This window comes from Streptosporangium sp. NPDC049644 (assembly GCF_040675205.1).
Lineage (GTDB): Bacteria > Actinomycetota > Actinomycetes > Streptosporangiales > Streptosporangiaceae > Streptosporangium > Streptosporangium fukuiense.
In genome coordinates this window covers 14509-41314 of sequence record NZ_JBFAOJ010000038.1, presented here as the reverse complement: position 1 = coordinate 41314, position 26806 = coordinate 14509, and the positions used below count along the sequence as shown (strand labels likewise).

The 26806-nt window shown below is 71.9% G+C and carries 22 protein-coding genes; 10 read left to right on the top strand and 12 right to left on the bottom strand.

All coding sequences use genetic code 11. The features are described 5' to 3' along the window. Nucleotides 1–20: 20 nt before the first annotated feature. The 3 genes from AB0J58_RS21905 to AB0J58_RS21895 are packed head-to-tail and all read right to left on the bottom strand — an operon-like array spanning nt 21 to nt 2873. The gene (locus AB0J58_RS21905) at nt 21–362 is read right to left on the bottom strand and encodes a VOC family protein (protein WP_343966449.1); all 342 of its coding nucleotides are present in this window, start codon (nt 360–362) and stop codon (nt 21–23) included. Next, on the bottom strand, nt 359–733 hold the full coding sequence (locus AB0J58_RS21900) for a Zn-ribbon domain-containing OB-fold protein (RefSeq protein WP_030904339.1): 375 nt from the start codon (nt 731–733) through the stop codon (nt 359–361). The genes AB0J58_RS21905 and AB0J58_RS21900 overlap by 4 nt, the downstream gene beginning before the upstream one ends. A 31-nt stretch (nt 734–764) precedes the next feature. Continuing rightward, nucleotides 765–2873 (bottom strand): protein kinase, encoded by a 2109-nt coding sequence (locus AB0J58_RS21895; protein ID WP_364218204.1) that lies wholly within the window; start codon nt 2871–2873, stop codon nt 765–767. Between the two features lie 175 nt (nt 2874–3048). On the opposite strand from AB0J58_RS21895, the gene AB0J58_RS21890 reads away from it, so the two are divergent. Further along, entirely contained in the window at nt 3049–3669 is a 621-nt protein-coding gene (locus tag AB0J58_RS21890; RefSeq protein ID WP_343966442.1) for an isochorismatase family protein, read from the top strand. Further along, nucleotides 3669–4460 carry an SDR family NAD(P)-dependent oxidoreductase gene (locus AB0J58_RS21885; protein WP_364218249.1) on the top strand — a complete coding sequence of 264 codons (792 nt, stop codon included), beginning with the start codon at nt 3669–3671 and terminating at the stop codon, nt 4458–4460. Before AB0J58_RS21890 ends, AB0J58_RS21885 begins: the two co-directional genes overlap by 1 nt. Nucleotides 4461–4582: 122 nt before the next feature. Here AB0J58_RS21885 and AB0J58_RS21880 read toward each other — a convergent pair whose 3' ends face one another. After that, a complete protein-coding gene (locus AB0J58_RS21880) occupies nt 4583–5941 on the bottom strand; it encodes a serine hydrolase domain-containing protein (protein ID WP_364218202.1) in 1359 nt (452 codons plus the stop codon). A gap of 36 nt (nt 5942–5977) precedes the next feature. Here AB0J58_RS21880 and AB0J58_RS21875 point away from each other — a divergent pair, with 36 nt between their 5' ends. From AB0J58_RS21875 to AB0J58_RS21865, 3 genes are all read left to right on the top strand, one after another. Continuing rightward, on the top strand, nt 5978–6901 hold the full coding sequence (locus AB0J58_RS21875) for a cyclase family protein (RefSeq protein ID WP_343980426.1): 924 nt from the start codon (nt 5978–5980) through the stop codon (nt 6899–6901). A gap of 94 nt (nt 6902–6995) precedes the next feature. Further along, nucleotides 6996–8798, top strand: coding sequence for a carboxylesterase family protein (locus AB0J58_RS21870; protein WP_364218200.1), 1803 nt, complete (start codon nt 6996–6998; stop codon nt 8796–8798). A 42-nt stretch (nt 8799–8840) separates the two neighbouring features. Beyond that, nucleotides 8841–10070: an ROK family transcriptional regulator gene (locus AB0J58_RS21865; RefSeq protein ID WP_364218198.1), complete on the top strand. Its 1230-nt coding sequence runs from the start codon at nt 8841–8843 to the stop codon at nt 10068–10070. Nucleotides 10071–10265: 195 nt separating this feature from the next. Here AB0J58_RS21865 and AB0J58_RS21860 read toward each other — a convergent pair whose 3' ends face one another. The 3 genes from AB0J58_RS21860 to AB0J58_RS21850 all read right to left on the bottom strand — a co-directional run bounded on the left by AB0J58_RS21860 (nt 10266) and on the right by AB0J58_RS21850 (nt 14556). Continuing rightward, nucleotides 10266–11651, bottom strand: coding sequence for a GH1 family beta-glucosidase (locus AB0J58_RS21860; protein ID WP_364218196.1), 1386 nt, complete (start codon nt 11649–11651; stop codon nt 10266–10268). A 270-nt stretch (nt 11652–11921) separates the two neighbouring features. Then, on the bottom strand, nt 11922–13424 hold the full coding sequence (locus AB0J58_RS21855) for an AMP-binding protein (protein WP_364218194.1): 1503 nt from the start codon (nt 13422–13424) through the stop codon (nt 11922–11924). A gap of 73 nt (nt 13425–13497) precedes the next feature. Next, entirely contained in the window at nt 13498–14556 is a 1059-nt protein-coding gene (locus AB0J58_RS21850) for an LLM class flavin-dependent oxidoreductase (protein ID WP_364218192.1), read from the bottom strand. 167 nt (nt 14557–14723) lie between these two features. On the opposite strand from AB0J58_RS21850, the gene AB0J58_RS21845 reads away from it, so the two are divergent. Beyond that, nucleotides 14724–15983: an alpha/beta fold hydrolase gene (locus AB0J58_RS21845; RefSeq protein WP_364218190.1), complete on the top strand. Its 1260-nt coding sequence runs from the start codon at nt 14724–14726 to the stop codon at nt 15981–15983. A 33-nt stretch (nt 15984–16016) separates the two neighbouring features. Here the strand turns inward: AB0J58_RS21845 and AB0J58_RS21840 are convergent, their stop codons facing one another. The 4 genes from AB0J58_RS21840 to glnII all read right to left on the bottom strand — a co-directional run bounded on the left by AB0J58_RS21840 (nt 16017) and on the right by glnII (nt 21480). Next, nucleotides 16017–17438, bottom strand: coding sequence for an ATP-binding protein (locus AB0J58_RS21840; RefSeq protein WP_364218188.1), 1422 nt, complete (start codon nt 17436–17438; stop codon nt 16017–16019). Between the two features lie 16 nt (nt 17439–17454). Further along, a complete protein-coding gene (locus AB0J58_RS21835) occupies nt 17455–19101 on the bottom strand; it encodes an FAD-dependent oxidoreductase (protein ID WP_364218186.1) in 1647 nt (548 codons plus the stop codon). An 87-nt stretch (nt 19102–19188) separates the two neighbouring features. Beyond that, entirely contained in the window at nt 19189–20088 is a 900-nt protein-coding gene (locus AB0J58_RS21830) for a helix-turn-helix domain-containing protein (protein ID WP_364218184.1), read from the bottom strand. Between the two features lie 378 nt (nt 20089–20466). Next, complete coding sequence (gene glnII / locus AB0J58_RS21825; RefSeq protein WP_343980458.1) at nt 20467–21480, bottom strand: glutamine synthetase; 1014 nt, start codon at nt 21478–21480, stop codon at nt 20467–20469. A gap of 447 nt (nt 21481–21927) precedes the next feature. On the opposite strand from glnII, the gene AB0J58_RS21820 reads away from it, so the two are divergent. Next, nucleotides 21928–23010 (top strand): acetyl-CoA acetyltransferase, encoded by a 1083-nt coding sequence (locus tag AB0J58_RS21820; RefSeq protein WP_364149342.1) that lies wholly within the window; start codon nt 21928–21930, stop codon nt 23008–23010. Nucleotides 23011–23065: 55 nt separating this feature from the next. Here the strand turns inward: AB0J58_RS21820 and AB0J58_RS21815 are convergent, their stop codons facing one another. Then, nucleotides 23066–23434 carry a hypothetical protein gene (locus AB0J58_RS21815; RefSeq protein WP_364218182.1) on the bottom strand — a complete coding sequence of 123 codons (369 nt, stop codon included), beginning with the start codon at nt 23432–23434 and terminating at the stop codon, nt 23066–23068. A 189-nt stretch (nt 23435–23623) separates the two neighbouring features. Here AB0J58_RS21815 and AB0J58_RS21810 point away from each other — a divergent pair, with 189 nt between their 5' ends. From AB0J58_RS21810 to ngcE, 3 genes are read left to right on the top strand one after another with little or no spacing between them, the layout of a single operon-like run. Next, complete coding sequence (locus AB0J58_RS21810) at nt 23624–24508, top strand: MurR/RpiR family transcriptional regulator (protein ID WP_343980466.1); 885 nt, start codon at nt 23624–23626, stop codon at nt 24506–24508. 2 nt (nt 24509–24510) lie between these two features. Then, complete coding sequence (locus AB0J58_RS21805) at nt 24511–25275, top strand: SIS domain-containing protein (RefSeq protein WP_364218180.1); 765 nt, start codon at nt 24511–24513, stop codon at nt 25273–25275. A 39-nt stretch (nt 25276–25314) separates the two neighbouring features. Then, the gene (gene ngcE / locus AB0J58_RS21800; RefSeq protein ID WP_364218178.1) at nt 25315–26724 is read left to right on the top strand and encodes an N-acetylglucosamine/diacetylchitobiose ABC transporter substrate-binding protein; all 1410 of its coding nucleotides are present in this window, start codon (nt 25315–25317) and stop codon (nt 26722–26724) included. The last annotated feature ends 82 nt before the right edge of the window (nt 26725–26806 follow it).

Below are 26806 nucleotides of genomic sequence, written 5' to 3'. Positions count from 1 at the left end.
CCTCCGTTCGGAGCGAGGGATCAGTGTGAGGAGTAGAGGACGAAGACGTTTCCTGACGGGTCGCGCAGTACGGCTCTGATCTCGTGCGGCCCGGCCTCCGGCTCCCGTACGAGCTCGGCCCCGGCCCCCGTCAGCTCGCCGGCGGTCCGTGCGACGTCGTCCACCCGGTACGAGGGCGCGGTGACCTCGCCCGCCACCCGCTCCTCGGCCGCGACCAGCGCGACCGTGGCGCCCCCGCCGTCCAGGGCGGCGAACCGGTCGCCGTCGCGGAACCTGACCGCCAGCCCGAGCGTCCCCGAGTAGAAGGCGATCGCCGTCTCCAGGTCGTCCACGGGGATCAGGACGTTGCCGAGCTTGCTCACGCGGGCCTCCACTGGGGCAGGTCGTCGACGAAGGTCACGCGCACCGGCATGCCGATCCGCACCAGGTCCGGCGGGCACTCCACGACCTGTCCGAACGCCCGTACCCCTTCGGGAAGGTCGATCCAGGCCAGCACGTACGGCTCCCGCCCCCGGAACTCGGGCACGAACGAGCGGTGCACGACCGTGAAGGTGTGCACCGTGCCGTCGCCGGAGACGGGTTCGTAGGGAAGGTCGGTGCCGCCGCAGCCGGGGCACTCGGGGGCGGGCAGGTGCACCCGCCGGGCGCAGGCGGCGCAGCGTTGGACGACCAGCTCGCCGCGACGGCAGGCGTCCCAGTAGGCGAGCGTGTCGCCGGTCATCGATCCGGTCATCGATCGCCAAGCTAGCGCACGCTTGGTTACCTCACAAGATGCCGTCCACGCCGGTTCGCTCGGGGCCGGGCCCGTCCACGGTGGGCCGCTCGGAGTCCTGCGGTCTCTCCGGGGCAGGGTCCGGGGTCGCGCTGGAGGTGGGAGCACAGGAGGGCAGATCGATCCGGACGGTCCGGGAGGGCATGTCGCCCGCGGGGACCGTAGCGACCGTCACCAGCCGGGTGACGCGCTCCCCGCAGCGGGGCAGCTCGGCGAACTCCCCCCTCACCTCCCGCGTGTACTCGGTGGCGCCGGACAGCTCCAGTTCCCGGGTGCCGCTGGTCACCGCGCCGTCGAGCCGCTGGGCGAACCCGAGCCGCACGGTCACCGGCGCGGTGCCCGAGGTCCTGACCAGGAAGCCGACGGTGGTGCCGTCGAAGGCGGTGATGGAGACCGAGGGCGGCGAACACGGCTCGCCGTGGACCTCCTGGGTGCGGACGGCGGTCCCGCCCGAGGAGCGGGGCGAGGTTTCGGCCGTGACCCGGCGGTAGAGGGTCTGCCCGCAGGCCGGAACCGCGAAGGCGTGCGGGACGGTGTGCGAGTAGGCGGCGGACCCGCCGAGGACGGAGGTGCGCGGGGGCGCCTGGACGAGCCGGTCGCGCTCCGGCCCCTCGGCGAACGTGACGGTCACCGCGACGTCCGCCGCGGTGGAGGCGCGGAAGGCGACCGTGGTGCCGTTCGCGTCGATTCCCGCGATCCGCAGCCCGCTGACCGTGTGCGCGGGCTCCGGCGGCGTCACCGTCACGGTCGGCGCGGGTGTCGGGGGGCGCGTGGCGGTGGGCGTCGGCGGCCTCGGCGTGGGTGTCGGTGTGGGGGCCGGTGTGGCTTTCGGTGTGTGCTTCGGTGTGGGTTTCGGCCGGGAGGTGGAGGGCGCGGGGTCCGTGGTCCGGCTCGGCATCGGCGAGGGGAATGTGACGGGGGCCGTGTTCTCCGCGGGGGGCACGGGCCGCCCGACGGCGGCGCTTCGCGAGGGGCTCGGCCCGACGGACGGCTCCGGCGGCTCCGGCGCCCTGCTCCGTCCCGCCGAGGTCTCCTCGGTGACCACCGAACTGGGCGGCGGGGTGAAGATCGTGTCGGCGGAGAGCCGGTCATGCGGCCGGTTGGCCGCGACCACACCGGCGGCCATCGCCACGGTGACCACCCCGAGCCCGGCCAGCGTCCTGGGACCCAGCCGGGGACGGCGCACCCGCCCCATCCGGCCGAGCACGGTCCGGGCCACCGAGGAACTCGCCCCCGGCGCGGGCTTGGCCAGCGGGAACGCCAGTGCCAGCAGCGTGGCGAGTTCGGCCAGGTGCCGCCGTCCGCGCTGCTCCCACTCCGGCCCGTACGCCGACAGCGCCGCGGCCTCCAGCTCCTCCAGGAACGCCCGCGCGCTCTGCGGCCGGTCGTCCGGGTTCTTGGCCATGCCCCGCATGACCAGGGCGCGGACCGAGCCGGGCACCTCCGTCACCGGGATCGGCGCGGTCAGGTGCCCGTGCATCAGCGCCGCGCGGTGATCCGCCAGGTACGGCCTGCGCCCGGTGAGGCACTCGAAGAAGACGCAGGTGGCCGCGTAGACGTCGGTCGCGGCACTCGCCGCGGCCCCCTCCCACTGCTCGGGAGCCATGTAGGCGGGGGTGCCGGCGGTGATGCCGGTCTCCCCGACATGGGCGGCGATGCCGAAGTCCGCCAGCTTGCTGCCGCCGTCGGCCTGGACCAGCACGTTCTCCGGCTTGTAGTCGCGGTGCACGACCCCGGCCGCGTGCGCGAAGGCCAGGCCGAGCAGCGAGCCCTTGAGCACGGTCAGCGCCGCCTCCGGGCTGGTGCTGCCGTGCTCGGCCAGGATCCGCCTGAGCGCGACCCCGTCGACCAACTCCATCACGATCGCGGCTTCGAGCACGTCCTCGTAGTACTCGTACAGCTGGACCACGTTCGGGTCCTGCAGCTCCACCATGACGCGCGCCTCCGCACGGAAGCGCGCCAGGAAGCGGTGGTCGTCCTTGAGCGTCGCGTTGAGATATTTGATGGCCACGTAGGCGCCGGTGGCGGCGTACGTGGCCAGCACCACGCGCCCGCCCCCGCCGACGCCGAGTTCCCGAATCTCGCGGTATCCCGGAACCATCCAGCTCCCTTCCGAGTGCCGTCGACTTGTTCGACGGTCTCACCCATGGGGTTGGTTGTCACGGTTGGTCAACTTTTGCGAAGGGTAACGATCGGGATCGTGCTCGGTGGTCGATCCGGTCGCGTGTTAGGCTCCGATCGTTAACCAAGCAAGCGCTCGGGTTAGTGGAGGTCGCATGGCCGTCGATCTGGGCGCGCTCGCCGCGCCGGACCGCAGCGCGGTGCTGGTGATGGAGATGCAGCGCGGCGTCGCCGGAGATCTCGCGAGGTTCCCGGACCTGGTGGAGGTGTGCGCCCGGCGCGACGTGGTGGCCAACGCCGCCGCGGTCCTGGCCGCGGCCCGCGCGGCCGGGGTACCGGTGATCCACTGCACCGCGGCCTTCCGTGCCGACCGCGCCGGGTCGCACACCGCGAACAGCCCCTTCATCGCGGCCCTGCTCAAGGACCCCGCGCACATGCTGGAGGGCAGCGGGGCTGTCGAGGTGCTGCCCGGCCTGCGCGACCCCGGCGACCTGGAGTCGCGCCGCCACCACGGTTTCTCGCCCTTCACCGGGACGTCGCTGGACATGACCCTGCGCTCGCTCGGCGTCTCGACGGTCGTCGCCGTGGGGTTCTCCCTCAACCTCGGCATCCCCGGGCTCGCCCTGGAGGCGGTCAACCTCGGCTACCGGGTGGCGGTGGTGACCGACGCCGTGGCGGGAGTCCCCGACGACTACGCGCAGGCGGTGCTGAGGCATACCGTGAGCCTGCTCGCCGCGCGGGTGCGGGCCGCCGACATCGTGGAGGTCTGGAAGTGATCGACGGCCTGAGGCTGGACGGACGCACGGCGGTGGTGACCGGGGGAGCCGGGGCGATCGGCGCCGCGGTCTGCCGCGACCTCGCCGCGCTCGGGGCCGGGGTCGTGGTGGCCGACGTGGACGAGTCCGGCGCCGCGGCGGTCGCCGACGAGCTGAACAGCGAGTCGATCGGCCTGGGCCCCGGGGCCGGGGTGCCGAGGGGGCCGAGGGCCCCGGCCACGGCCCTGCGGGTCGACCTGGCGGACCCGGCGTCCATCGAGGACTTCTGCGGGCGGGCCGGGCCGGTGGACATCCTGGTCAACAACGCCGGGGTGTCGATCGTCGAGCCGTTCGTCACCGGCGACCCCGAAGGCTGGGAGCTGATGTGGCGGGTCAACCTGCGCGCCCCGATGCTGCTCACTCGCCTCCTGCTGCCCGGGATGATCGAGCGCGGCTGGGGCCGCCTGGTCTTCGTCTCCTCGGACGGGGCGCGGGCCGGCTCCGGCGGCGAGGGCGCGTACGCCGCGACCAAGGCGGGACTGTTCGGCCTGGCCAAGACCATGGCGAGGGAGGCGGCCCGGGGGAACGTCACCTCCAACGTGGTCTGCCCGGGGCCCACCGACACCCCGATGCTCCGCCGCGTGGACGCGGAGAGGCCGGGACTGGTCGACAGGATCGCCAGGGGCATCCCGCTGCGCCGTCTGGGCGCCCCCGAGGACGTCGCCGGGATGGTCGCCTACCTCTGCACCGACAGGGCCGCCTACGTCACGGGCCAGACCCTGTCGGTCAGCGGTGGCGTCACGATGCATTGACACCCCGGACGAGGGGCCGGCGACGGCATCCGGGAACCGGTCCCGCCGACCGGCGGGGACGTCGCGACCCGGCCCTCCCGCCGGGGGCGCCGGAGTCCTCCCCGGTGGCGTCCCCGCGGGGTTCAGCGCGTGGGGCGCCCCTGGGGGAGCGACTCGTAGACGGCCTCGGCCAGGCGGTAGGCGCGGAGGCTGCCGGAGACGGCGCCCGCCATCCTGTTCATCGTGTACGCCATGCCCAGGCCGTGCTCGGCGTCGCCGAGGCCCAGCGACCCGCCGAGACCGGTGTGGCCGAAGGCGGTCTCCGCGCCGCCGGCGGGGGTGAGGAAGGTCATCGCCGGACGCATGTAGCCCAGCCCGAAGGAGCTGTCGATGAACATCACCCTGTCCGGGCCGTGCACCCTCCTGCGCGTCGCGTCGCGCAGGGTCTCCGGGCCCACGATCCGCCCGGCCACCAGGTCGCGGTAGAACCCGGCCAGTCCCCGGGCGCTGGTGACGGCGCCCATCGCGGGCCAGCCGGCCCGCAGGACGACCGGATTGTTGGCGCCGCCGGGCAGCCGGTGGATCGGCGGGTTGCCCAGCGCCCGGTTCATCAGGCTGTTCCTGTCGAGCGAGGCCCTGGCCATCTCGTAGACCGGGTCCCCGGGTCCGTGTCCCGGCAGTTCCGCCGCCGTGGAGACCGTCGCGGGACCGCCTGCCGCACCGTCACCGGCCCGCCCGTCCGCCGAGGCCCGCGCGGTGCCGGTGACCTGTCCGGCCTGATCCGCCGCGCCCGCCGGCGCGGATTCGGCGGATGCCGGGGTGGAGGGCCTCGCGCGCTCCCGGGCGGACAGCCGGGCCGCCCGTTCGACCGCGTCGTCATCGGCGCCAACCTGGAGCTCCAGATCGAGCGGCCCGGAGATCTCCGCGGCCACCAGCTCGCCCACGGAGCCGCCCGACACCCTGCGGACCACCTCGCCGACCAGGAACCCGTACGTCAGCGCGTGGTAGCCGTGCGCGGTGCCCGGCTCCCAGATCGGCGCCTGGCCGGCCAACCGGTCGGCGATGGCGGCCTGGTCGCCGAACTCCTCCACCGGGACCTGCTCCTCGATCACGGGCAGCCCCGCCTGGTGGGTGAGCAGGTGCTCGACGGTGACGCGCTCCTTGCCGTGCCGCGCGAACTCCGGCCAGACGTCCGCGACCGGGGCGGCGAGGTCGAGCAGCCCGCGCTCGGCCAGCAGCAGCGCGACCGTCGCGGTCACCGCCTTGGTGCACGAGTACGCCAGCACGGGGGTGTCACGCTCCCAGGGCCGCCCGCTGTGGCGGTCGGCGACCCCGCCCCACAGGTCCACGACGGGTTCGCCGTCCAGGAAGACCGCGAACGCCGCGCCCAGTTCCTCGCCGCCGGCGAAGTGCGCGTCGAACACCTCCCGCACCCGGGAGAACCGGGGATCGCAGTGCCCGTACGTGTCCGCCCGACCTTCGATCACACCGTCCGCAGTCATCGTCCGTCCCCGCATCTTTAGAAAGTGAGCACTTGCTTGGTAGCCGAGCCTAACAACTGGGGCCGATTCGGCCCAGGAGACCAGCGTGGCACCCTCAACCTACTGACCCCCGGCACGGTCCTGGCCGCCCTCGCCTCCGCCGTCACCGGCCAGGTGATCAGCCTGGCCATGCCCATCAGGGGCGCCACCTCCTCGCCCGCCCCCACGACGGTCCCGCACCTGCGGGGCCGCCCGCTGCCGCAGCACTTCATGTCCGTGGACGGCGGCGACTACGCGGCCGGCACCCGCCCGATCGGGGCCGGGCTGCGGATGGCCGACGACGCCCTGATGGTCACCCAGCACGGCACCACGACCCATATGGACGCACTCTGCCACATGTGGGCGGGGGAGGAGCTCTACAACGGGCACCCCGCCGCCAGGGTCAGGTCCTACGGGGCCACCCGCTGCGGCATCGAGACCGCGGGCGGGGTCGTCGCCCGGGGGGTGCTCTTCGACGTCCCCCGCCATCTCGGCCTTGACCACCTGCCGGTGGACTTCCGCGTCTCCGGCGACCTGCTGGCGGAGATCCACGACGATGTGCGCCCCGGCGACGTGGCAGTGGTCCGCACCGGATGGCCATTGGTCTGGGAGGGCTCGCCGCAGGACTACTGGGCGGGCCAGCCGGGCCTGTCCGCGGACGGCGGCAGGTGGCTCGCCGCCCGCGACGTCGCCGTGGTCGCCTCGGACAACGCCGCCATCGGGGGCCTCAACGCCCGCCAGCTCGCCGACGAGGACCTGGCGGACGATCTGCACCTGATCCTGCTCTGGCGGCACGGCATCCACCTGGCCGAGATGCTCTCGCTGGAGGAACTGGGTGCGGCCTGCGCCGGCCGCGGCGGCGGGGAGTTCGTCTTCGTCGCGGCCCCGCTGAGGATCGAGGGGGGCACGGGAAGCCCGATCAACCCGCTGGCGATCCTCTGAGAGGGCCGTTTCCCGGGCGCCGGGACATTTGTCGTCGAGCATTCCGTACTGATGGATCTGCCCGGTCCGGCCGGCCCTTGACAGCGTGGAGGGCATGACAGGAAAACTGACGGCCGCCCTGGTGGCGGCGGTCCTGCTCTCGGCGTGCGGGGGCGCACCGAGGGCGGGGACGCCGGAGAAGGACGGCGGGAACGGCGGGAACGGCGGGAACGGCGGGAACACGGTACGGACCGATGCCGGAGCCGTGCGGGGTACGGTGACCGCCGAACACCGGATCTTCCAGGGCATCCCCTACGCGGCCCCGCCGGTCGGCGAACTGAGGTGGAGCTCTCCACGGCCGGTCGCCCCCTGGCCGGGAACCAGGGACGCCACCCGGCCGGGCGGCAGGTGCCCCCAGGTCGGGAGCGACTACGCGAAGGTCGCCGGCTCCGACGAGGACTGCCTGTTCCTCAACGTGACGGCGCCGCGCACCCCGGCCGCCTCGGGCGAGGGCAGGCCGGTCATGGTGTGGATCCACGGGGACGGGGCCCTGGGCTCGGGAGACCTCACCGACGTGCGGGCCATGGTCACCAGGGGGGACGTGGTGGTCGTCACGATCAACTACCGGCTCGGGGTGTTCGGCGGGTTCGGCTACCCGGGGCTCGCGGGTTCCGGCACCTACGGGCTGCAGGACCAGCAGGCGGCCCTGCGCTGGGTACGCCGCAACGCCGCCGCGTTCGGCGGGGACCCGGGGAACGTGACGGTGTTCGGCGTCTCGTGGGGCGCGCTGAGCATCGGCGGGCACCTGACCTCGCCGGGGGCCGAGGGACTGTTCGACCGGGCCGTCCTGCAGAGCGGCGAGGGGATGATGGACATGCTCGCCGGGAGCATGGGCGAGGGCGTGCCCGGCTACCCGGCCTATGCCTGGCGCACCGCCGGAGAGGTCGAGGAGATGGGCGGGTACGTGGCCCCGATGCTCGGCTGCGAGGACCTCCGGTGTCTGCGCGCCCTGCCGGTGGAGCGGATCCTCAAGGTCCCGCAGATCATGAACATGTTCCAGAGCTACGCGTACGGGAACGAGACGCTGCCCCAGTTGCCGTCCGCGGAACTGCGGGCGGGCCGCGGGCACCCAGTCCCGGTGATCTCCGGGGCGACCCGCGACGAGCATCGGCTCTTCGTCGGCATGCGGTACGACCTGGCGGGCAGGCCGATCACCGCCAGGGGCTACGGCAGGTTGCTGCGCACCGCCTTCGGCGCGGACGCGGCGCGGGTGGCCGCGGAGTACCCGCCCGCCGGGTACGGCTCGCCGTCGCTGGCCTGGGCCGCCGTGATCACCGACAGGATGTGGGCTCGCGCGACCTTCGAGCAGAACAGGCTGCTCAGCCGGAAGGCCCCCCTCTACGCCTACCGGTTCGCCGACCGGCGGGCCCCGATGTTCCTGCCGCTGAGGACGGACTTCCCCTTCGGCGCCTTTCACGCGGCCGACCTGCCGTACCTGTTCACCGAGCGGAACGTCACGCTGACCCCGGCGCAGCGGGGGCTGTCCGGCCAGATGATCTCCTACTGGACCAACTTCGCCCGCACCGGTGATCCCAACGGCGCGGGACTGCCCCGCTGGGAGCGTTTCGACGGCGCCGCGCGCGTCCCGTACACCCAGTCACTGGAGCCGGGCGCGGTGCGGCCCGTCGACTACGCCGCCGGCCACAACCTCGCCTTCTGGCCGTCACCGTCCTGGCCGGATCAGGCCGGGAGGGCGGCGGGCGGAGCGGTGTCTTCGGGACGGTTCCACGGGTCCGTGCCGGACGTGGCGATTCCCCGTGCGACCTGGGAAACTCTCCTCGCGCCCGGCGCGGGTGCGGCGCGCCCCCGCCGGGCAGGAGTGTGCTCGATGGGCATTGTCCGCGAGTGGCTAGAGTAGTAGTTGTACTAACATTTGAAATTACTTCCCCGGGGGAGAAGCATGAGCCGTCCACAGCGGGGGACCCTCCGTGATGTGCGGAAGGGCAACCGGTCCGTGGTCCTGTGGACGTTGTATTTCGCCAACGAGCTGAGCAGGCACGACCTGGCCCAGGCCACCGGTCTCAGCGCCGCGACGGTCAGCAACGTGATCGGCGGCCTCATCGCGGACGGCATCGTGGTCGAGACCGGTTCCGTCGACTCCGACGGCGGGCGGCCGCGGATCATGCTCAGGGTCGACCCCTCGTACGGGTACGTGGTCGGGGTGGGGGTCGGGGAGACCCGCGTCCGCGTCGAGCTGTACGACCTGGCGATGCGGGAGCGGGCGAGGAAGGAGTTCGCCCTCGACCCGGGCCACCACGAGCCCGCCGTGGTGGCCCGTCACATCCTCGACGGGCTGGAGGCGGTCCTGTCGGAGGCGGGGGCGGACGAGTCCGAGGTGCTCGGCATGGGGCTGGGCGTCCCGGGTGTCGCCGAGCAGGGGCCGGACCTGCTCATCCACGCCCGCGCGTTCGGCTGGGACGGCGTACCGCTGGGCGCGCTGCTGCGCGAGGGCACCTCGATCCCGGTCTTCGCCGACAACGGGGTCAAGACCACCGGCCAGGCCGAGCTCTGGTTCGGGGCGGGCAAGGGCGCCCAGCACCTGGTCATGACCTTCATCGGCACCGGCGCCGGGGCGAGCGTCATCAACGGCGGCGTCACCTACCGGGGAACGGCGAACGGCGCGGGGGAGTGGGGCCATACGAAGATCGTCCTCGATGGGCGCCCCTGCCGCTGCGGCAGCCGGGGCTGCCTGGAGGCGTACGTCGGCGCCGAGGCGATCCTCGCCGGCGCGGGCAGGGAGCTGGGGGACGACGACGAGGAGAGCGTCTTCGCCGCGCTTCTCGCCGACCCGCTGGCCAGGCCCGCGTTCGAGGAGGCCGTCCGCTGTCTCGGGGCGGGGCTGGCCGACCTCATCAACCTGTTCAATCCCGAGCGCGTCATCCTCGGCGGCTGGGCCGGGTCCCTGCTCGGGCGGGAGTTCCTCGCCGAGATCCGTGCCGCCGCCGCCAGGTACGCCCTGCCCCTGCCCTTCTCGCAGGCGTCGATCGAGCTGGGCCGGCTCGGCCCCGAGGCGGTCGCCCTGGGCGCGGCCACCCTGGTCGTCGAGGACTTCCTGCTGCGCAGCCACGCGGTGCGTCCCGCGGGGCGGGACGAGACCCCGGCGCGGGCGGCCGGGCCCGCGCACGGCTGACCGGTCTCCGCGCCGGGTGCCGCGACCGTCGCCCCCGCCCCGCCCGGTACTCTTCCGGCGGCGATCACCGGTCCGCGGACCTGCGGCACCCACCGGGTGCGAGCCCGCCCGGCGACCGCCGCCCGGCGCGGTGTCCCCGGGGTTCCCCGGGCCTTTCCCGGGGACGGAGGCGCGGGGAACCCCGGGGACACCGCCTCAGATCCCGTTCCTGCCGATGACACCGCTGTACCACAGGGCGCTGTCCTTGGGGATGCGGCGTTGGGTGTCGTAGTCGACGCGGACCAGCCCGAACCGCTTCTCGTAGCCGTACGCCCACTCGAAGTTGTCCATCAGCGACCAGGCCAGGTAACCGCGCAGATCGGCTCCCTCGCCGATCGCCCGGTGGGCGGCGAGCAGATGGGTGCGCAGGTAGTCGACGCGCTCGGCGTCGGCCACCCGGCCGTCCTCGGCGGAGTCGTGGTAGGCCGCCCCGTTCTCGGTGATCATCAGCGGGGTGGCGGGATAGTCCCGCGCCAGCCGCACGAGGAGCTTGCGCAGGCCGTCGGCCTCGACGGGCCAGCCCATGGCGGTCACCGGCAGGCCGGGGTCGAGGTGTTCGACGCCCTCGGTGCCGGGGAAGCGGTCCGAGGAGGGCGTGCCCACCTTCGCCGCGACGAGGGTCGGCGCGTAGTAGTTGACTCCCAGCAGGTCGATCGGGGCGCCGATCAGCTCCTCGTCGCCGTCGGCGATGTGCTCCAGAGTGGTGAAGCGGGTCATGTGCTCCAGCATGTCGGCGGGGTAGCGGCCGTTGAGGATCGGGTCGAGGAAGATCCGGTTGTGCAGGCCGTCGACGAGCCCGGCCGCCGCGACATCGTGCCGGTCCTGCGGGTCGCGGGGGGACACCGGGGTGAGGTTGACCGTGATCGAGACCTCTCGGGCTCCCGCCGCGCGCAGGGCGCGGGCCGCCAGACCGTGACCGAGCAGCAGGTGGTGCGCCGCGTGGAAGGCCGCGTCCGGCTCGGTCCTGCCGGGCGCCTGATCGCCGGTGGCGTACCCGAGGAAGGCCGAGCACCACGGCTCGTTGAGCGTGGTCCAGGTCCTGACCCGGTCTCCGAGCCGGTCGTACACCGCTCCGGCGTACTCGGCGAAGTGGTGGGCGGTCTCCCGCACGGTCCAGCCACCCCGGTCCTCCAGGCACTGTGGCAGGTCCCAGTGGTACAGGGTGGTCATGGGCGCGATGCCGGCGGCCAGCAGGGTGTCCGTCAGCCGGTCGTAGAAGTCGAGGCCGAGGGGGTTGACCGGCCCCGTGCCGTCGGGCCTGATCCGGGGCCAGGAGACGGAGAAGCGGTAGGTGTCGATGCCGAGGTCCCGCATGAGGGCCACGTCGTCGGCGTAGCGGTGGTAGTGGTCGCAGGCGATGTCGCCGGTCTGCCCGAGGTGCACCCGGCCGGGGGTCCTGGCGAAGGTGTCCCAGATGGAGGGGGTGCGGCCGTCCTCCGCGGCGGCGCCCTCGATCTGGTAGGCCGCGGTGGCGACCCCCCAGCGGAAACCCGGGGGGAACAGGGCCAGGCCGGTGCCGGTCCGGTCGTCGGTCTGGGTCATCCTCTGACTGCTCCTTGCGTGGTCACGCGGATGGGGCGCCTGTCGGGCGGCGTCGGGTCGGCGGTCGACGGCAGGGGCGCCGTTCCACCCTCCCGTGCTCCGTGGGCACCCGAGGGGAGTGGCGGCCGCTCGACTTCGAGTCTTAATTCATAATGAAATTTAAGTGGAAAAGCTCCGTTCGCGTCAAGCTGGAGTCGCCGAGTCGTGCCGGAACGGCCGATGAGAGCCGGCTCCGGGGAGCCGGCTCTCGTCGCGGACCGCGCGGGACCGTCAGGTGCCGGGGTAGCCGCCCCCGCCGTGGGCGGCGTCGAGGGCGTCGTAGTCGGGGGTGAAGCCCTTCTTGGGAATGGCCGCCACGAAGTCCACCTGCCGTGGCTTCTTGTACGAGGCGAGGCCGCCCCGCGCATGCTCGACGAGCTCCTCGGCGGAGGCGGTGGCCCCGTCCCGGAGGACCACGACGGCCTTCACCGCCTGCCGCCACCGCTCGTCGGGGACGCCGATGACCGCGGCGTCGGCGACGGCGGGATGGGTTCTCAGCACCCGCTCGACCTCGGCCGGGTAGATGTTCTCGTTGCCGGACTTGATCATGCGGAGCCGGGGGCCGATGAAGGTGATCGTGCCGTCGGCCTCGCGGCGGCCGAGGTCGCCGGTGTGGTGCCAGCCCCCGCGGCTCTTCGCCTCGTTGAGTTCAGGTCTGTTGAAATATCCGGAAAAAAGGGACTTGCCGCGGGCGCAGATCTCGCCCACCTCTCCCGCGGGCACCTCGTCGCCGTCAGGGGCGAGGATGCGCACCTGGACCAGCGGTGACGGTCGTCCGGCGAACCCCGCGGCACCCGGGGCGAGACCCAGGAAGGTCAGCATCCCGGCCACCTCCGTCTGCCCGTAGCCGCCCATCTTCGACCGGCACCAGGGGGAGTCGTCCACGCTCGTCATGGCGTCCCACTCGGCCGAGTGGGAGACGAAGCGGAGCGACGTCAGGTCGTACTTGCCGCCCTCGTTGGCCTTCACCACCGCGTCGATCATCTGTCCGAACAGGAACGCCTGGGTGACCTTCTCCGCGTCGACGAGGCGGCAGACCTCCTCGGCGTCGAAAGCCGGCGTGAACACGTTCGTCCCGCCGATCTGGAGGGTGGCCAGGCAGAACATCATCGTGCCCACGTGGAACAGCGGGCCGCTGTTCAGGAAGGTGAAGCCCGGCTCCATCTGCCGCACCACCAGCAGCGAGGTGCTGTGCGCGACCAGGGCGGCGCTGCTGAGCAGCGCCGCGTTGGGGCGGCCGTCGAAGGCGGCGGTGTAGAGCGCGAGCACCGGCGCAGTGTCGTCGTCGGCGCCGCCGGCGAACCCGTCCGGCACGGCGTCCGGGGACCCACCGGCCAGGAACGCCTCGTAGCCCGCCCCCGCGAGGATCCAGTCCTCGCCGCTCAGCGGGGCGGCGACCTCGGACTCCTCCCAGACGACGACCTTCGGAGCGAGGTCGGAAAGGATGAAGGAGAGCTCTTCGGCCGACTGCCGCCAGTTGGCCGGACAGAGGATCGCGCCGAGCCTGGACGAGGCGAGCAGCAGTTCGAGCACCGCGTGGTCGTTCCTGCCCAGCCAGAGCACCCGCTCCCCGGCCGTCACGCCCCGCGCGGCCAGCGCGCCCGCCAGGCGGGTGACCCGCGCGTCCAGTTCGGGATAGGTGAGCCGCAGCTCGCCGTCCACCACCGCGGTCACCCCGGGGCGGCTGCGGGCGTGTTCGGCGAGGACGTCGGACAGGGTCAACTGGTGGATCATCGCGCCTCCTGGTGGGGGTGGCGTACGGCCCGCGACCTCCCGCCTCGGCCGGTGCGAGCCGTACGGGGACGGATCATTCGAAGGCCGGCATGACCTCGGCGGCGAAGAACCGCATGACCTTCTTCATCTTCTCCAGCGGCATCGGCCTGGTGCTGCCGAAGTCGCAGAGCAGGTTGGCGAATCCGGCGTCCCGCAGCAGCCGGATCTGGCCGATCACCCGCTCGGGGTCGCCGATGACCTCCAGCTGCTCCCAGCGGAAGTCGTTGGAGACCGAGCCGCCCTTGAGGTAGCGGTCCTGGTAGTACTCGAAGCCCTGTGCGGCCTTGCCGGTCCTGGGGTCGATCGGGGCGCTCTTCTCGTTGAAGATCCGGCTCCGGTCGAACCCCGCCTCGAACCTGGCCTGGTCCTCGCGGGCCGCCTCCGCCGTGGCGGCGACGTAGACGCTGCGCGCGACCACCAGCTCGTGCCCGGTCACGTCGTGCCCGGCCAGTTCCGCGGTCGTCCGCCAGGTCTCCGCCGCCTTGACCACCTTGCGGAACGGCGCCGCCGGGTCGGCCAGGATGGGCAGGCCGCGCTCGGCGTACATGGTCACGGTCTCCGGGGACACGGCGGCCACATGGATCGGCGGGGACGGGGTCTGGAGCGGCCGGGGGACGAGTTCGACCTCGGTGCCGGTCCGGTAGAACTTGCCCTCGTGCCGGAAGGCGGGGCTGCCCCAGAGGCCGAGGACGACCTCCAGCGCCTCGTTGAACCGGTCGCGGGCCTCGGCCAGGTCGATGCCGAAGCCCTCGAACTCGAAGCTCTGGTAGCCGCGCCCGATGCCCAGCTCCAGCCGCCCGCCGGAGAGCACGTCCACCATGGCCGCCTCCTCGGCGACGTGGATCGGGTTGTGCAGCGGCAGCACCACGATGCCGGTGCCCAGCCGGAGCCGCTCGGTGCGCGCGGCCATGTTGGCCAGCATGGTGAACAGGTTCGGGACCACTCCGTAGTCGCGGAAGTGGTGCTCGGCCAGCCGTACGCCGTGGAAGCCCAGCTCCTCGGCCAGCTCGACCAGTTCGAGATGGTAGTCGTAGACATCCTTGAAGCTCTGGCCGTCGAACCGGTGGAAGAGATGGAAGGTCGAGAACTTCATCGGCTTGTCCCCTGGCGGTCGTCTCCGTCTGTCCCGTTCCGCGGTCTCGGTCGCGGCAGGCCGCGCGAAACCAAGCGCTCGCTTGGGAAGCGTACCAGTTCTCCGCCTCCGGGGAAGTGCCGCGCCCGTCAGGAAACGACGGCCACGGGGTCGGGTAGTTTTCCGGGGTGACTGTCCTTCTGCCCGGTGTGGCGCTCACCGACCACGTGTTCACCGTTCCCCTCGACCACGCCGACCCCGGCGGCGAGACGATCGAGGTCTTCGCCCGGGAGGCGGTGGACCCGGCCAGACGGCGGGAGGACCTGCCGTGGCTGCTCTTCCTGCAGGGCGGTCCCGGCGGCAAGTCGCCGCGCCCGACCGCCGCGGAGGGGTGGCTGGGGCAGGCGCTGAAAACCCACCGCGTCCTCCTGCTCGACCAGCGGGGGACCGGCCGCAGCACCCCCGTCACCGCGAAGACGGTGCGCGGCACGGACGCCGAGCTCGCCGCCCGCCTCGGGCACTTCCGCGCCGACTCGATCGTGGCCGACGCCGAGCTGATCCGGCGCGAGCTCGCCGGTGACCGGCCGTGGGAGACCCTCGGCCAGAGCTACGGCGGCTTCATCACGCTGACCTACCTCTCGCTGGCCCCCGAGGGCCTGGCGACCTGCTACGTGACCGGCGGCCTGGCCGGGCTCGACGCCACCGCCGACGACGTCTACTCCCGCACCTACCCGCGGGTCCTGGACAAGGTGCGCCGCTACTTCGCCCGTTACCCGCAGGACTCGGGCCGCCTGGACGCGATAGCCGCCCACCTGCGCCTGCACGAGGTCTCGCTCCCCGACGGCGACGTGCTGACCGTACGCCGCCTGCAGACCCTCGGCATGTGCCTGGGGATGAGCGACGGCGCCGAATACCTGCACTGGTTGCTGGAGGAGGCCTGGACCGGCGGCAGGCTCTCCGACCTCTTCCGGTACGAGGTCATGATGGCCACCGGTTTCGTCGGCAACCCGCTCTACGCGGTCCTGCACGAGTCGATCTACGCCCAGGGCGCCGCCACGGACTGGGCCGCGCACCGGCTGCTGCCTGAGGAGTTCCACGAGGACGCGGGACCGACGCTTCCCACCGGGGAGATGATCTACCCCTGGATGTTCGACGAGATCGCCGCGCTCCGCCCCTTCAGGGGCGCCGCCGAGATCCTCGCCACCGTCTCCGGCTGGCCCGCCCTCTACGACCCGGCCCGGCTGGCCGCCAACCGGGTCCCGGTGGTCGCCGCCGTCTACTACGACGACATGTACGTCGACGAGGGGCTGTCCATGCGCACCGCGCGCGCGGTGGGAAACGTGCGGACCTGGGTGACCAACGAGTGGGAGCACGACGGCGTCCGGGTCTCCGGCGGCAAGGTCCTCGCCCGCCTGATGGACATCGCGGGCGGCGTCCACGGCTCCTGAAGCCCGGCGACCCCGGCGCCCGGCGGCGCCGGATCAGACCGGGACGGACGTCTCGGTGACGGGGAGGCGCACCTGGAAGCGGGTGTCGCCGGGCTTCGACTCCACGCGCAGGTCGCCGCCGTGACGACCGGCGACGATGCGGAAGGAGATGTCCAGGCCGAGCCCGGTGCCCTCGCCCACCGACTTCGTGGTGAAGAACGGCTCGAAGATCCGTTCGCGCAGGGCCTCGGGGACGCCGGGGCCGGTGTCGCAGATCTCGATCAGCGCGATCGTGTCGTGTTCGAGGCGGGTGCGGACGGTCAGGACACCGCTGCCGGTCATCGCGTCCAGCGCGTTGTGGATCAGGTTGGTCCACACCTGGTTGAGTTCCCCCGCGTAGGCGGGGATGGGCGGCAGCCCGGGGTCGTAGTCGGTGGCGATGGTGATCCCCGGCGGGATCTTGCCGCGGAACATGGTGAGGGTGCTGTCGAGCAGCTCCCGCACGTCCACCGTCTGGTACGGCGCCCGGTCCATCTGGGAGTACTGCTTGGCGGAGGCGATCAGCGAGGAGATCCGCTCGGTCGCGTCCGTCACCTCGTTCAGCATCTGGGAGATCTCGGTGGCCTCCGACAGCCAGTGCATCGCCGCGTCCAGGTGCCGGTCGCCGATCGCCTCGCGGACGGCGTCGAGCCTGCCGACCTCGAACCCGGCCGCCACCAGCGCCGGCGCGATCTCCCAGGCGTCCGAGACCCCGGCCTCCTCCAGGGCCTCGGACAGCTCGTCCTCGGCGTCGGAGGTCTCCAGCGGCGAGCGGGGCGGCGCCTTCGAGGTGCTGTCGGCGCACGCCTCCTGCAGGTCGACCAACTCGCGCAGCCGCTCGGGCTCGATGCCCTCCTCCGCCAGTGCGGCCAGCCGCCTGCGCGAACTCCGTACCTTTACCCGCAGGTCGTCCACGGCCCGTACCGCCGCCGCGGCCGGGTTGTTGAGCTCGTGGGTGAGCCCGGCGGTGATCGTGCCGAGCGCGGTCAGCCGCTGCCGCCGGTCGATCAGCTCCCGCTGCGCCAGCCCGCCCAGGCGGGCCCCGTCCAGCAGATGCACCGCCATCGGGAACCACTCGGCCATGATCATGCCGTACTTCCTGGCCGGGAGCATGAACATGCGGGTCGGTTTGGTGGCGCGCAGCGAGTGGGCGTAGGTGGCCGGGGCGCGGTCGCCCAGGTAGGCCAGGACCGCGCCGGCGTAGACGCCGGGCTGCGAGGTCGGGGTCATCGTGACCGGTCCGGCGGGGGTCTCGGTGATCATCATCACCTCGCCGTCGATGAGCACGGCGAAGCAGTCGGCCGGATCACCCTGCCTGACGATCGGCTCGCCCGCCCCGTACTCCTCCTCGGTCCCGTGTTCGGCGAGCCAGCGGAGCTTGTCCTCGTCGAGCCTCTCGAAGAGGAACAGCCCGCGGAGCACATCCGTGTCGATCATGTGACCTCCTTGCCGATCAGGTCTTCTCCAGGTAGCGGTGGACGAGGGCCACGGCCATCGCGCCCTCGCCGACCGCGGAGGCGACCCGCTTGATCGAGTCGGCCCGGACGTCGCCGGCGGCGAACACCCCGGGAACGTTCGTCTCCAGGTGGTACGGCTCCCGCCGGAGCGGCCAGTTGCGCGGCCTGCTCTCGTCGGCGGTCAGGTCGGGGCCGGTCAGCACGAAGCCCCTGGCGTCGCGCTCGACGGTCTCGCCGAGCCAGTCGGTGAACGGCTCGGCGCCGATGAAGACGAACAGCCACTCGGCCCCGACCGTGCGCTCGCCGTCCGGGCCCTTCAGCGTGATCCGCTCCAGGTGCCCCTCGCCCTCGGCGCCGACCACCTCGGTCTCGGTGAGCACCTCGATGTTCGGGATCTGCGAGATCTGCTCGATCAGGTAGTGCGACATGGTCCGTTCCAGCCCGTCGCCCCTGACGACCAGGTGGACCTTGCTGGCGTACCCCGACAGGTAGACCGCGCCCTGCCCGGCGGAGTTGGCGGCGCCGACGATGTAGACCTCGCGGTCGGCGCACTCGGGTGCCTCGGTCACGGCCGCGCCGTAGTAGCAGCCGGAGCCGATGAAGTCGTCGAGGCCGGGGGCGTCGAGCCGCCGGTAGGAGACGCCGGTGGCCAGGATGACGGTGTGCGCCGCGATCGTGCCGCCGTCGGCGAAGCCGACCACCCGGGCCCGTCCCTTGACCTCAAGGCTGGTGACCGTGCGGGCGGTGAGCAGCTCGGCGCCGAATTTCAGGGCCTGGCGCCTGGCCCGGTCGGCGAGTTGCGCGCCGGAGACGCCGTCGGGAAAGCCCAGGTAGTTCTCGATCCTGGAGCTCTGGCCCGCCTGCCCGCCCGAGGCGTGCTGCTCGACCATCACCGTGCGCAGTCCCTCGGAGGCGCCGTAGACCGCGGCGCCCAGCCCGCCGGGGCCGCCCCCGATCACGATCAGGTCGTAGAAGTCGGTGGCCGGCGCGGTGGACAGCCCGACGGCCTGGGCCAGCTCGGACAGGCTCGGCGCGCTGAGTTTCGCGCCGTCGCCGGTGACGACCAGCGGCACCCTGGCCGGACCCGTGCCGGCCTTCTCCCCGGCCGCCGCGAGCAACTCGGCGCCCTCGGGGGAGTCGTCCAGCATCCAGCGGTAGGGCACCTGGTTGCGCGACAGGAAGTCCCTGACCTCGTACGAGGGAGCCGACCAGCGCGCGCCCACCACCCGCAGGTCGTCGGACTCGCGCCGGTCGGTGCGCTGCCAGGCGTCGAGTTGGGCGTCCAGCACCGGGTAGAACTTCTCCTCCGGCGGATCCCACGGCTTGAGCAGGTAGTGGTCGAGGTCGACCACGTTGATCGCCTGGATCGCGGCCTCGGTGTCGGCGTAGGCGGTCAGCAGCACGCGGCGGGCGTACGGATACAGGTCCATGGCCTGTTCCAGGAACTCCACGCCGTTCATCTGGGGCATCCGGTAGTCGGCGAGAATCGCCGCGACGTCGTCGCCGCGGAGTCGAAGTTCGCGGACGCTCTCGATGCCCTGGGCAGCGGTGTCGGCCCGGACGATCCGGTAGGAATGGCCATAGCGGCGCCGCAGGTCGCGCGCGACGGAGCGGGATACCCCCGGATCGTCGTCGACCGTCATGATGACCGGTTTATCCATCTGCTGTCTTCCCCCAAGATAGCGGCCCTCGATATGGGGATAATCCCTCCGAAGGATGTCATATTCGTGTTAAAGCAACCGTCCATCGGGCGTGGAATCGGGAGCGCCGGGCATCCCGGCGGCGTGTAGCAGCGCGGTGGCGCAGCCGTGTCCGGTGAGGAAGCGCCTGAGCTCGGGGTCGCCGGCACAGAGCTCGCGCATGTTCTCGTGACCGATCCGGTCGGCGATGATCTGCAGGGCGATGTCCTGCCTGACGTACTGGACGGCCATCGCGACGACGGCCGGGTCCTCGGTGTAGACGCCCCACACGGTGCCGCCGGAGAAGCCGCCGACCAGGGTCTCCCGCCGGTCGCCGGTGACGACCAGCAGCCGGTGGTCCTGGCCGGCCTGCCCCTCCTGCTCCTCGGCGGTCGCGCACGGGGAGGGGAAACGGTGCTCGTAGAAGCCGCCGACCGGTTTCCGCGCCGATCCGAAGTGCACCACCGCGGTCTCGACCCCGCGCTCGACGGCCCGCCCGACCAGCGGGGAGAGCCGCGCCATCTCCTCGGGCCAGATCGACAGGAACAGGTCGGTGCGCGCCTCGGCCACCACGTCCTCGGCCCGCGCGAGCAGTGCCTCCGAGCCTTTGAGGCTGTGGATCAGGTGGGCCCTGGGGGACGCCACGATCACGGGCAGCGAGACCTCCAGCGACTCGATCGAGTCGTCGAACTCCCGGCGCATGCGTTCCAGCAGGGAGCGCGGCGGCAGCGGCAGGTAGTCGACGGTGTCGTCGGCGCCGCGCAACTCGTAGGCCGCGCTCTTGGCCACCAGCTTGCCCAGGGTCGCGTAGACCATGCTGCGTGGCACGCCTGAGCGCTTGGCGACCTCGTAGCCGTTGAGAGGCTTGCCGGCACCGACCAGGGTGACGTATGCCTTGGCCTCGTAGCCCGACATCCCCAAACGCTGTAATTGCTCCACTACGTCCTGCATCGCAGTTATGGTACGGCGCAAGCTACCCCTTTAGCGCTGTCCTAAAGCAGCTGTTTCGTGGGATTTTCGTCACGCACCCGGGTTGGCGGCCATCGGGTTTACCCGGCCGGTGAATCGCCTCCCCGTTTGTGGTTCCCGCGTTCGAGACGGTCACGGGTCTCGGCAGGGCGGGACGAGAGGCCGTTTCCGCCGGGCGTGGGGGTGCGGAGCCGGGGGACAGGCCGACCCGAGGGGCGGTATGCCGACATTTTGCTTTTATTTGGGGTTTGATATTTCGGTCCACCGGCGCCGGCCACCGTGCGGTCGCCGCCGGGGAAAGCGGAAGGCCGCGGACGCCCCCGGCAGGACGTTCGCGGCCTTCGCGTTCTTCGGTCGGGATCAGACCTGCTCGGCCTTCTCCAGAGCGGAACAGCATGTGTTCACGATGAGGCGGGTCACCAGGTAAGGGTCGACGTTGGCGTTCGGACGCCGGTCCTCGATGTAGCCCTTCTTCTCCACCTCGACCTGCCAGGGGATGCGGACCGAGGCGCCGCGGTCGGAGACGCCGTAGCTGAACTCGTTCCAGGGGGCGGTCTCGTGGAGGCCGGTGAGCCGGTCCTCGATGCCGGCGCCGTAGTACTTGACGTGCTCCAGGGCGTTCGCCGCGAGGGCCTCGCAGGCGGTGATGATCGGGTCGTAGCCCTCGCGCATTGCCTTGGTGGAGAAGTTGGTGTGCGCGCCCGCGCCGTTCCAGTCACCCTTCACCGGCTTGGCGTCCAAGGTGGCGGCGATGTTGAAGTCCTCGGCGGTGCGGTAGAGCAGCCAGCGGGCGATCCACATGTGGTCGGAGACCTCCAGGGGGCCGGCCGGGCCGATCTGGAACTCCCACTGTCCGGGCATGACCTCGGCGTTGATGCCGGAGATGGCCAGGCCCGCCTCGATGCAGTAGTCGAGGTGCTTCTCGACGATCTCGCGGCCGAAGACCTCGTCGGCGCCGACGCCGCAGTAGTAACCACCCTGCGGAGCGGGGAAACCGCCGAGCGGGAAGCCGAGCGGACGACCCTCCTTGAAGAAGGTGTACTCCTGCTCGATACCGAACCACGACTCCTGGGCGGCGTACCTCTCCGCGACCTCGGCGAGGGCCGCGCGGGTGTTGCTGGCGTGCGGGGTCATGTCGGGGTTGAGCACCTCGCACAGCACCAGCACGTTGCCGCCGCCGCGGATCGGGTCCGGGCAGGTGAACACCGGCTTGAGCACGCGGTCCGAGGAGGAGCCGTCGGCCTGGTTGGTGCTGGATCCGTCGAAGCCCCAGATCGGGAGTTCGGCACCGTCCGCCATGACCTTGGTCTTTGAGCGGAGCTTGGCGGTCGGCTCGGTACCGTCGATCCAGATGTATTCGGCCTTGAAGGTCATCGGCGGAGTCCTTGAGGGTGGAGGTGTCTGCTGCCACCAAAGACTCGCAAGTCGCGATTTCGCAGCTGTTGCCCGTATGTGAACAGGGTGTTACCCGGCTTCATCCGGGCAGGCAGCGGCCGCCCCGAAAACCGCACATGCCGGTCTCTGCCCCTGTGAGCTGCCCTTTTGCCGGACGATCGGCGCGATGTGGCCGTCCACCGCGCGGGAGACGGCGTGCCGCGGAACGGCGGGCGGAGGTCGAGGGCGGCCGGTCCTTCGCCCCCCCGGCCGGTCCGTCGCCCGGTTAACCGAGCAAGCGCTTGCCTAAGAGCGGGGGCCGCGTTACCGTGACGGGCGATGGCCGAGATCCGCCCGCGTCCACGACGTCCCGGCGGTCCACGGACGTCGTCCGCCGGGACGGATCGCGCCCCGTCTCGGCGGGCGACCCGATCTGTCAGGAGTCGGATGCGAGGTAGGGCGGCCGTCGCGGGCCTCGGGATGACGGCCCTGACGCGGGCCTCGGGCAGGACCGAGCTGGAACTCGCCGTCGAGGCGTCCCGCGCCGCGCTGGCCGACGCCGGCCTGGCGGCCGGGCAGGTCGACGCGGTCCTCAGCTACCACATGAACGACTCGGTCCCCGTGGTCGGTGTCGCGAGGGCACTGGGGATCGAAAGGCTGGGCTGGCACAACGACATCTCCGGCGGCGGCACCCAGGCGGCGTCCATCCTCGGCGACGCGGCGATGCTCATCGCCTGCGGCGTCGCGAGCAGCGTGCTGGTCTACCGGGCGCTGAACGGCCGTTCGGGCAGGCGCATGAACACCGTCTCCACCGGCCCGCAGGAGCGCTTCACGATCCCGTACGGCATGGCGGGGCCGATCCCGATGTTCGCCCTGGCGGCGCAGCGCTATCTGCACGAGACCGGCCTGGGAGAGGAGCATCTGCACGCGGTCGTCGCCCAGTCGCGCGACAACGCCGCGGCCAACCCGCGTGCCCTGCGGCGCGATCCGCTCTCACTGGAGGAGTACCTGGCCAGGCCGTACGTCTGCGCACCGCTGCGGACCGTCGACTGCTGCCAGGAGACGGACGGCGCCTGCGCGCTGGTGATCCGCGACGCGCGGCTCGCCCCCGAGGCTCCCCGGATCCACGCCGTGGTCAGAGGAGGAGGGCCGGGCTGCTCGTCCATGGACCGTTCGCCCGACGTCACCGCGGTCTTCTCCGCCCATGTCGCGGCTCCCCTGTGGGAGACGTCGGGCATGCGACCCCGGGACGTGGACGTCGCCCTGCTCTACGACGCCTACTCCTGGCTGGTGCCCCGGCAACTGGAGGACTTCGGCCTGGCCCGCCGGGCCGAGCTGGGCGAGTTCCTCCTCGCCCGGCGCCACGCCCGGGTCAATCCGCACGGCGGCCTGCTGTCGGAGGGGTACGTGCATGGGCTGAACAACGTGGCGCAGGCGGTGAGGGAGCTCAGGGCGGGTCGCGAGACCGCGCTGGTGACCGGGTTCGGCGGCAGCTACGGCAGCGCGGCCCTGCTGGTCCGTCCCGGCTGAGGTCACGTCGGGTCGACCACTCGGCGGAACATGGCGGGCGCGGGGCCGGACGGGCTCAGCTGGACTCGTCCCAGTCGTCCTCCCGAGACCTGGCGAGCTCGGCCTCCATCTCCTCCAGATCCCGCATGAACCCCTGGAACCCCCTCGGGCCCAGGCGGCGCCAGACGAGCAGCTGCAGGGAGCGCGTCTCCTCGTCCAGCGTCGGCTCCTCGTGGCGCGGCGCCCACGTCTCCTGGGCCTGCCGGTCCGTGGCCTGGAGCTCCTCGACCGTGAAGCGGACTCCGTGCTCGCGTTCGAGCAGCCGGAGGTGCGGGTCGTTGCGCAGTCTCTGGTCCCGGGCGCGCCGGGCGCGCCGGGCGGCCAGCTCGTCGTGGACGTGCGCACCGGAAACCTGATGCGGCGTGTCGGCCGGACGTGGAGTCATCGTGGGGTTCGCCTCCGTCGGGCGGCTCCTTTTCTGGAACCTCTGCCATGAACGACGCTCGAAAGGCGGCGGAGGTTGTCGGAACTTCTCCACGGGCTCCGGAGCCACCGGTGTCACGCCCTCCACTATGCCCCCGATGGTCTTGACGTGGCCCCGAGTTGAGAATAATTTTCACCCAGATGATTCTTGATGAAAGGAATGCTTGTGGCCGCAGGTGCGCTCGGACGCATCCAGACCGAGACGCCCGCGCTGCCGGAGGCGCTGCGCCGGGTGGGTGAGGCGATCCTGGCCGACCCCGCGGAGGCGGCACGATCCACGATCATCACGCTGGCCGAGCGGAGCGGCAGCTCGCCCGCCACGGTCACCCGTTTCTGCAGGGTGTTCGGTTTCGCGGGGTACGCCGGGCTACGGGTCGCGCTGGCCACCGAGACCGGCCGCGCGGCGCAGGCCAACTGGGACATGGGGGTGGGCCACGAGATCGGCCCCACCGACCCGCTCGACGCGGCGATCGGCGTGATGGCCGCCGCCGACTCGCGGCTCATCCAGGAGACCGCGGCCCAACTCGACGCGGGCACCGTCGCCAAGGTCGCCGAGGCCATCGTCGCGGCCCGCCGCGTCCTCATCTTCGGGGTCTCCACCAGCGGGGCGGTGGCCGGGATGATGGGCGGGCGGTTGCGCCGCATCCGGGTCCCGTGCTGGAGCCACGCCGACGCGCACGAGGCGCTCGCCGACGCGGCGCTGCTCGGCGAGGGCGACGTCGCCATCGGCATCTCCCACCAGGGCCGCACCCGCGAGGTGCTGGAGTCCCTCGGCGAGGCCGGGGACCGGGGCGCGCTGACCGTCGCGGTCACCTCCTTCGCCCGTTCCCCGCTGGCGGAGTTGTCGGAGCTGGTGCTGACCACCGCCAGCCGCGAGACCACCTTCCGGCTGGGCGGCCTGGCCGCCGTCCACTCCCAGCTCTTCGTCCTCGACACCGTCTACGTCGCGGTCGCGCAGCGCACCTACGAGCAGACCAACGAGGCGTTCGAGCTGACGATCCGGGCTCTGGAGAGCCACCGCGTGGAGAGGAACTGAGTGTGGACATCAATATCGGGGCCGCCGAGTACGTCCATGAGGTGAAGGCCCTGGTGGACGAGGTCTCCCGGAGCCAGGAGAGCGCGGTACGGGACGCGGCCGCGTTGATGGTCACCTCCCTGCTCGACGACGGAGTGATCCAGGCGTTCGGCTCCGGGCACTCCGAGGCGATCGCCATGGAGATCGCCGGGCGCGCGGGCGGCCTGGTGCCCAGCAACCGTCTGGCCCTGCGTGACGTCGTCCTGTACGGGGACGCCCCGGTCGGCACCCTCCTCGGCGCTCCCGGCGAGCTGGAGCGAGACCCGTCGGTCGCCCGGCGGATCTACGACCTGGCGCCCGTCCGGCCGCAGGACGTGTTCGTGCTGATCTCCAGCTCCGGGGTGAACGGCTCGGTGGTCGAGCTGGCCTCGATCGTCAAGGAGCGGGGGCACGGCCTGATCGCCCTGACCTCCGTACGGCACAGCACCGAGATGACCTCGCGCCACCCCTCGGGCCGCAAGCTGCTCGACCTCGCCGACGTGGTGCTCGACAACCGCGCCCCGTACGGCGACGCGGTACTCCCGCTCCCGGACGGCGGCACGTTCGGGGCGGTCTCCACGATCACCTCGGCGCTGCTGGCCCAGATGGTCGTGGCCGAGGTGGTGCGCACGCTCATCGAGGCGGGCCACACTCCGCCGATCTACCGCTCCGCCAACGTGACCGGCGGAGACGAGCACAACCGTGTTCTCGAGAACCGCTACGCCGGAAGGATCCGGCGAGGTGCCTGACCACTGCCTGCCACTTCCAGGCCACCCCCAGGAGGAAGCATGACCCAGCTATCCAGGCGCGAGCTCCTGCGCAGCGCGGCCCTGGCCGGCCTCGCCCTGCCCGCCCTGTCCGCGTGCGCCACCCCCGCGGGCAACGGCGGCGCCGCGTCCTCGGCACCCGCCCCCGGGGCCACCAGCGCGGCCAACCCGCTCGGCTTCGCCGAGGACAGGCCCCTGGAGATCTGGATCTTCGACGGCGGTTTCGGCGACGGCTACGCCAAGGACGTCCACGAGAAGCTGCTCCAGGCCAAGCACCCCAAACTGGAGATCAAGCACAACGCGACCAAGGAGATCGCCAAGACCCTCCAGCCGCGTTTCGCCGGCGGGAACCCGCCGGAGTTCATCAACAACTCCGGCGCCAACGCGATGGACTTCGGCGCCCTGGTCCAGGACGGTCAGCTCGCCGACCTCACGCCGCTGTACGACGCGCCCAGCTGGGACGACCCCGCGGTCAAGGTGCGCGACACGATCGACCCGAACGCGATCGAGCTGGGCAGCTACGACGGCAAGCCCTACGTCCTCAACTACGCCAACACCGTCTGGGGCATCTGGTACTCGCAGAAGCTCTTCGAGGCCGAGGGCTGGCAGGTCCCCAAGACCTGGGCCGACTTCCTGGCCCTGTGCGAGACCATCAAGAAGGCGGGCAAGATCGCGCCCTTCACCTACGCCGGCAAGCACCCCTTCTACATCTACGAGACCATCCTCACGCTCGCCGCGAAGATCGGCGGCAAGGACGTGCTGAAGAACATCGACAACCTCGAGGACGGCGCCTGGAAGGCCGAGCCGGTCAAGCAGGCCGCGGCGGCCTTCGCCGAGCTCGGGTCGAAGTACCTGCTCCAGGGCACCGCGGGACTCGACCACGTGCAGACCCAGACGGCGCACAACAAGGGCCAGGTCGCCATGTTGCCCTGCGGCTCCTGGCTGGAGAACGAGCAGAAGGACTCCACCCCGGCCGACTTCGGCTACGCGATGTTCCCGCTGCCCGACTTCGGCTCCTCGGACGCCCTGCCGTACGGCACCCTGCACGCCCAGCCCGGCGAGGAGTACGTCGTCTCGGCGAAGTCGGCCAACCCCAACGCGGGCCTGGAGTACATGCGCGCCATGCTCTCCAAGGAGGGCGCGGGCAAGTTCATGGAGCTGGTCTCCACGCTCACCGTCGTCAAGGGCGCGGGGGAGGGCAACACGCTCAAGCCCGGCCTCAAGAGCGCCGCGGCCGCGCTGAACGCGGCCGGCGACAACGCCGTCTGGTTCCTGTTCCGCAAGTGGTACGTCGAGCTGCACGACGAGGTGGCCGCCGCGACCGGGCAGCTCATGGCCGGCAAGCTGACCGTCGACGCGTGGGCGGACCGGGCGCAGCGGAAGGCCGACGCGATCAAGAAGGACACCTCGGTGAAGAAGTTCAGCCGCTGACGTCCGCCCCCGTCCGACAGCGGGGGACGCCGGCACCGACCACCCCCTAGGCAGGAGATCGCGTTGAGGTCCACGGTTCACC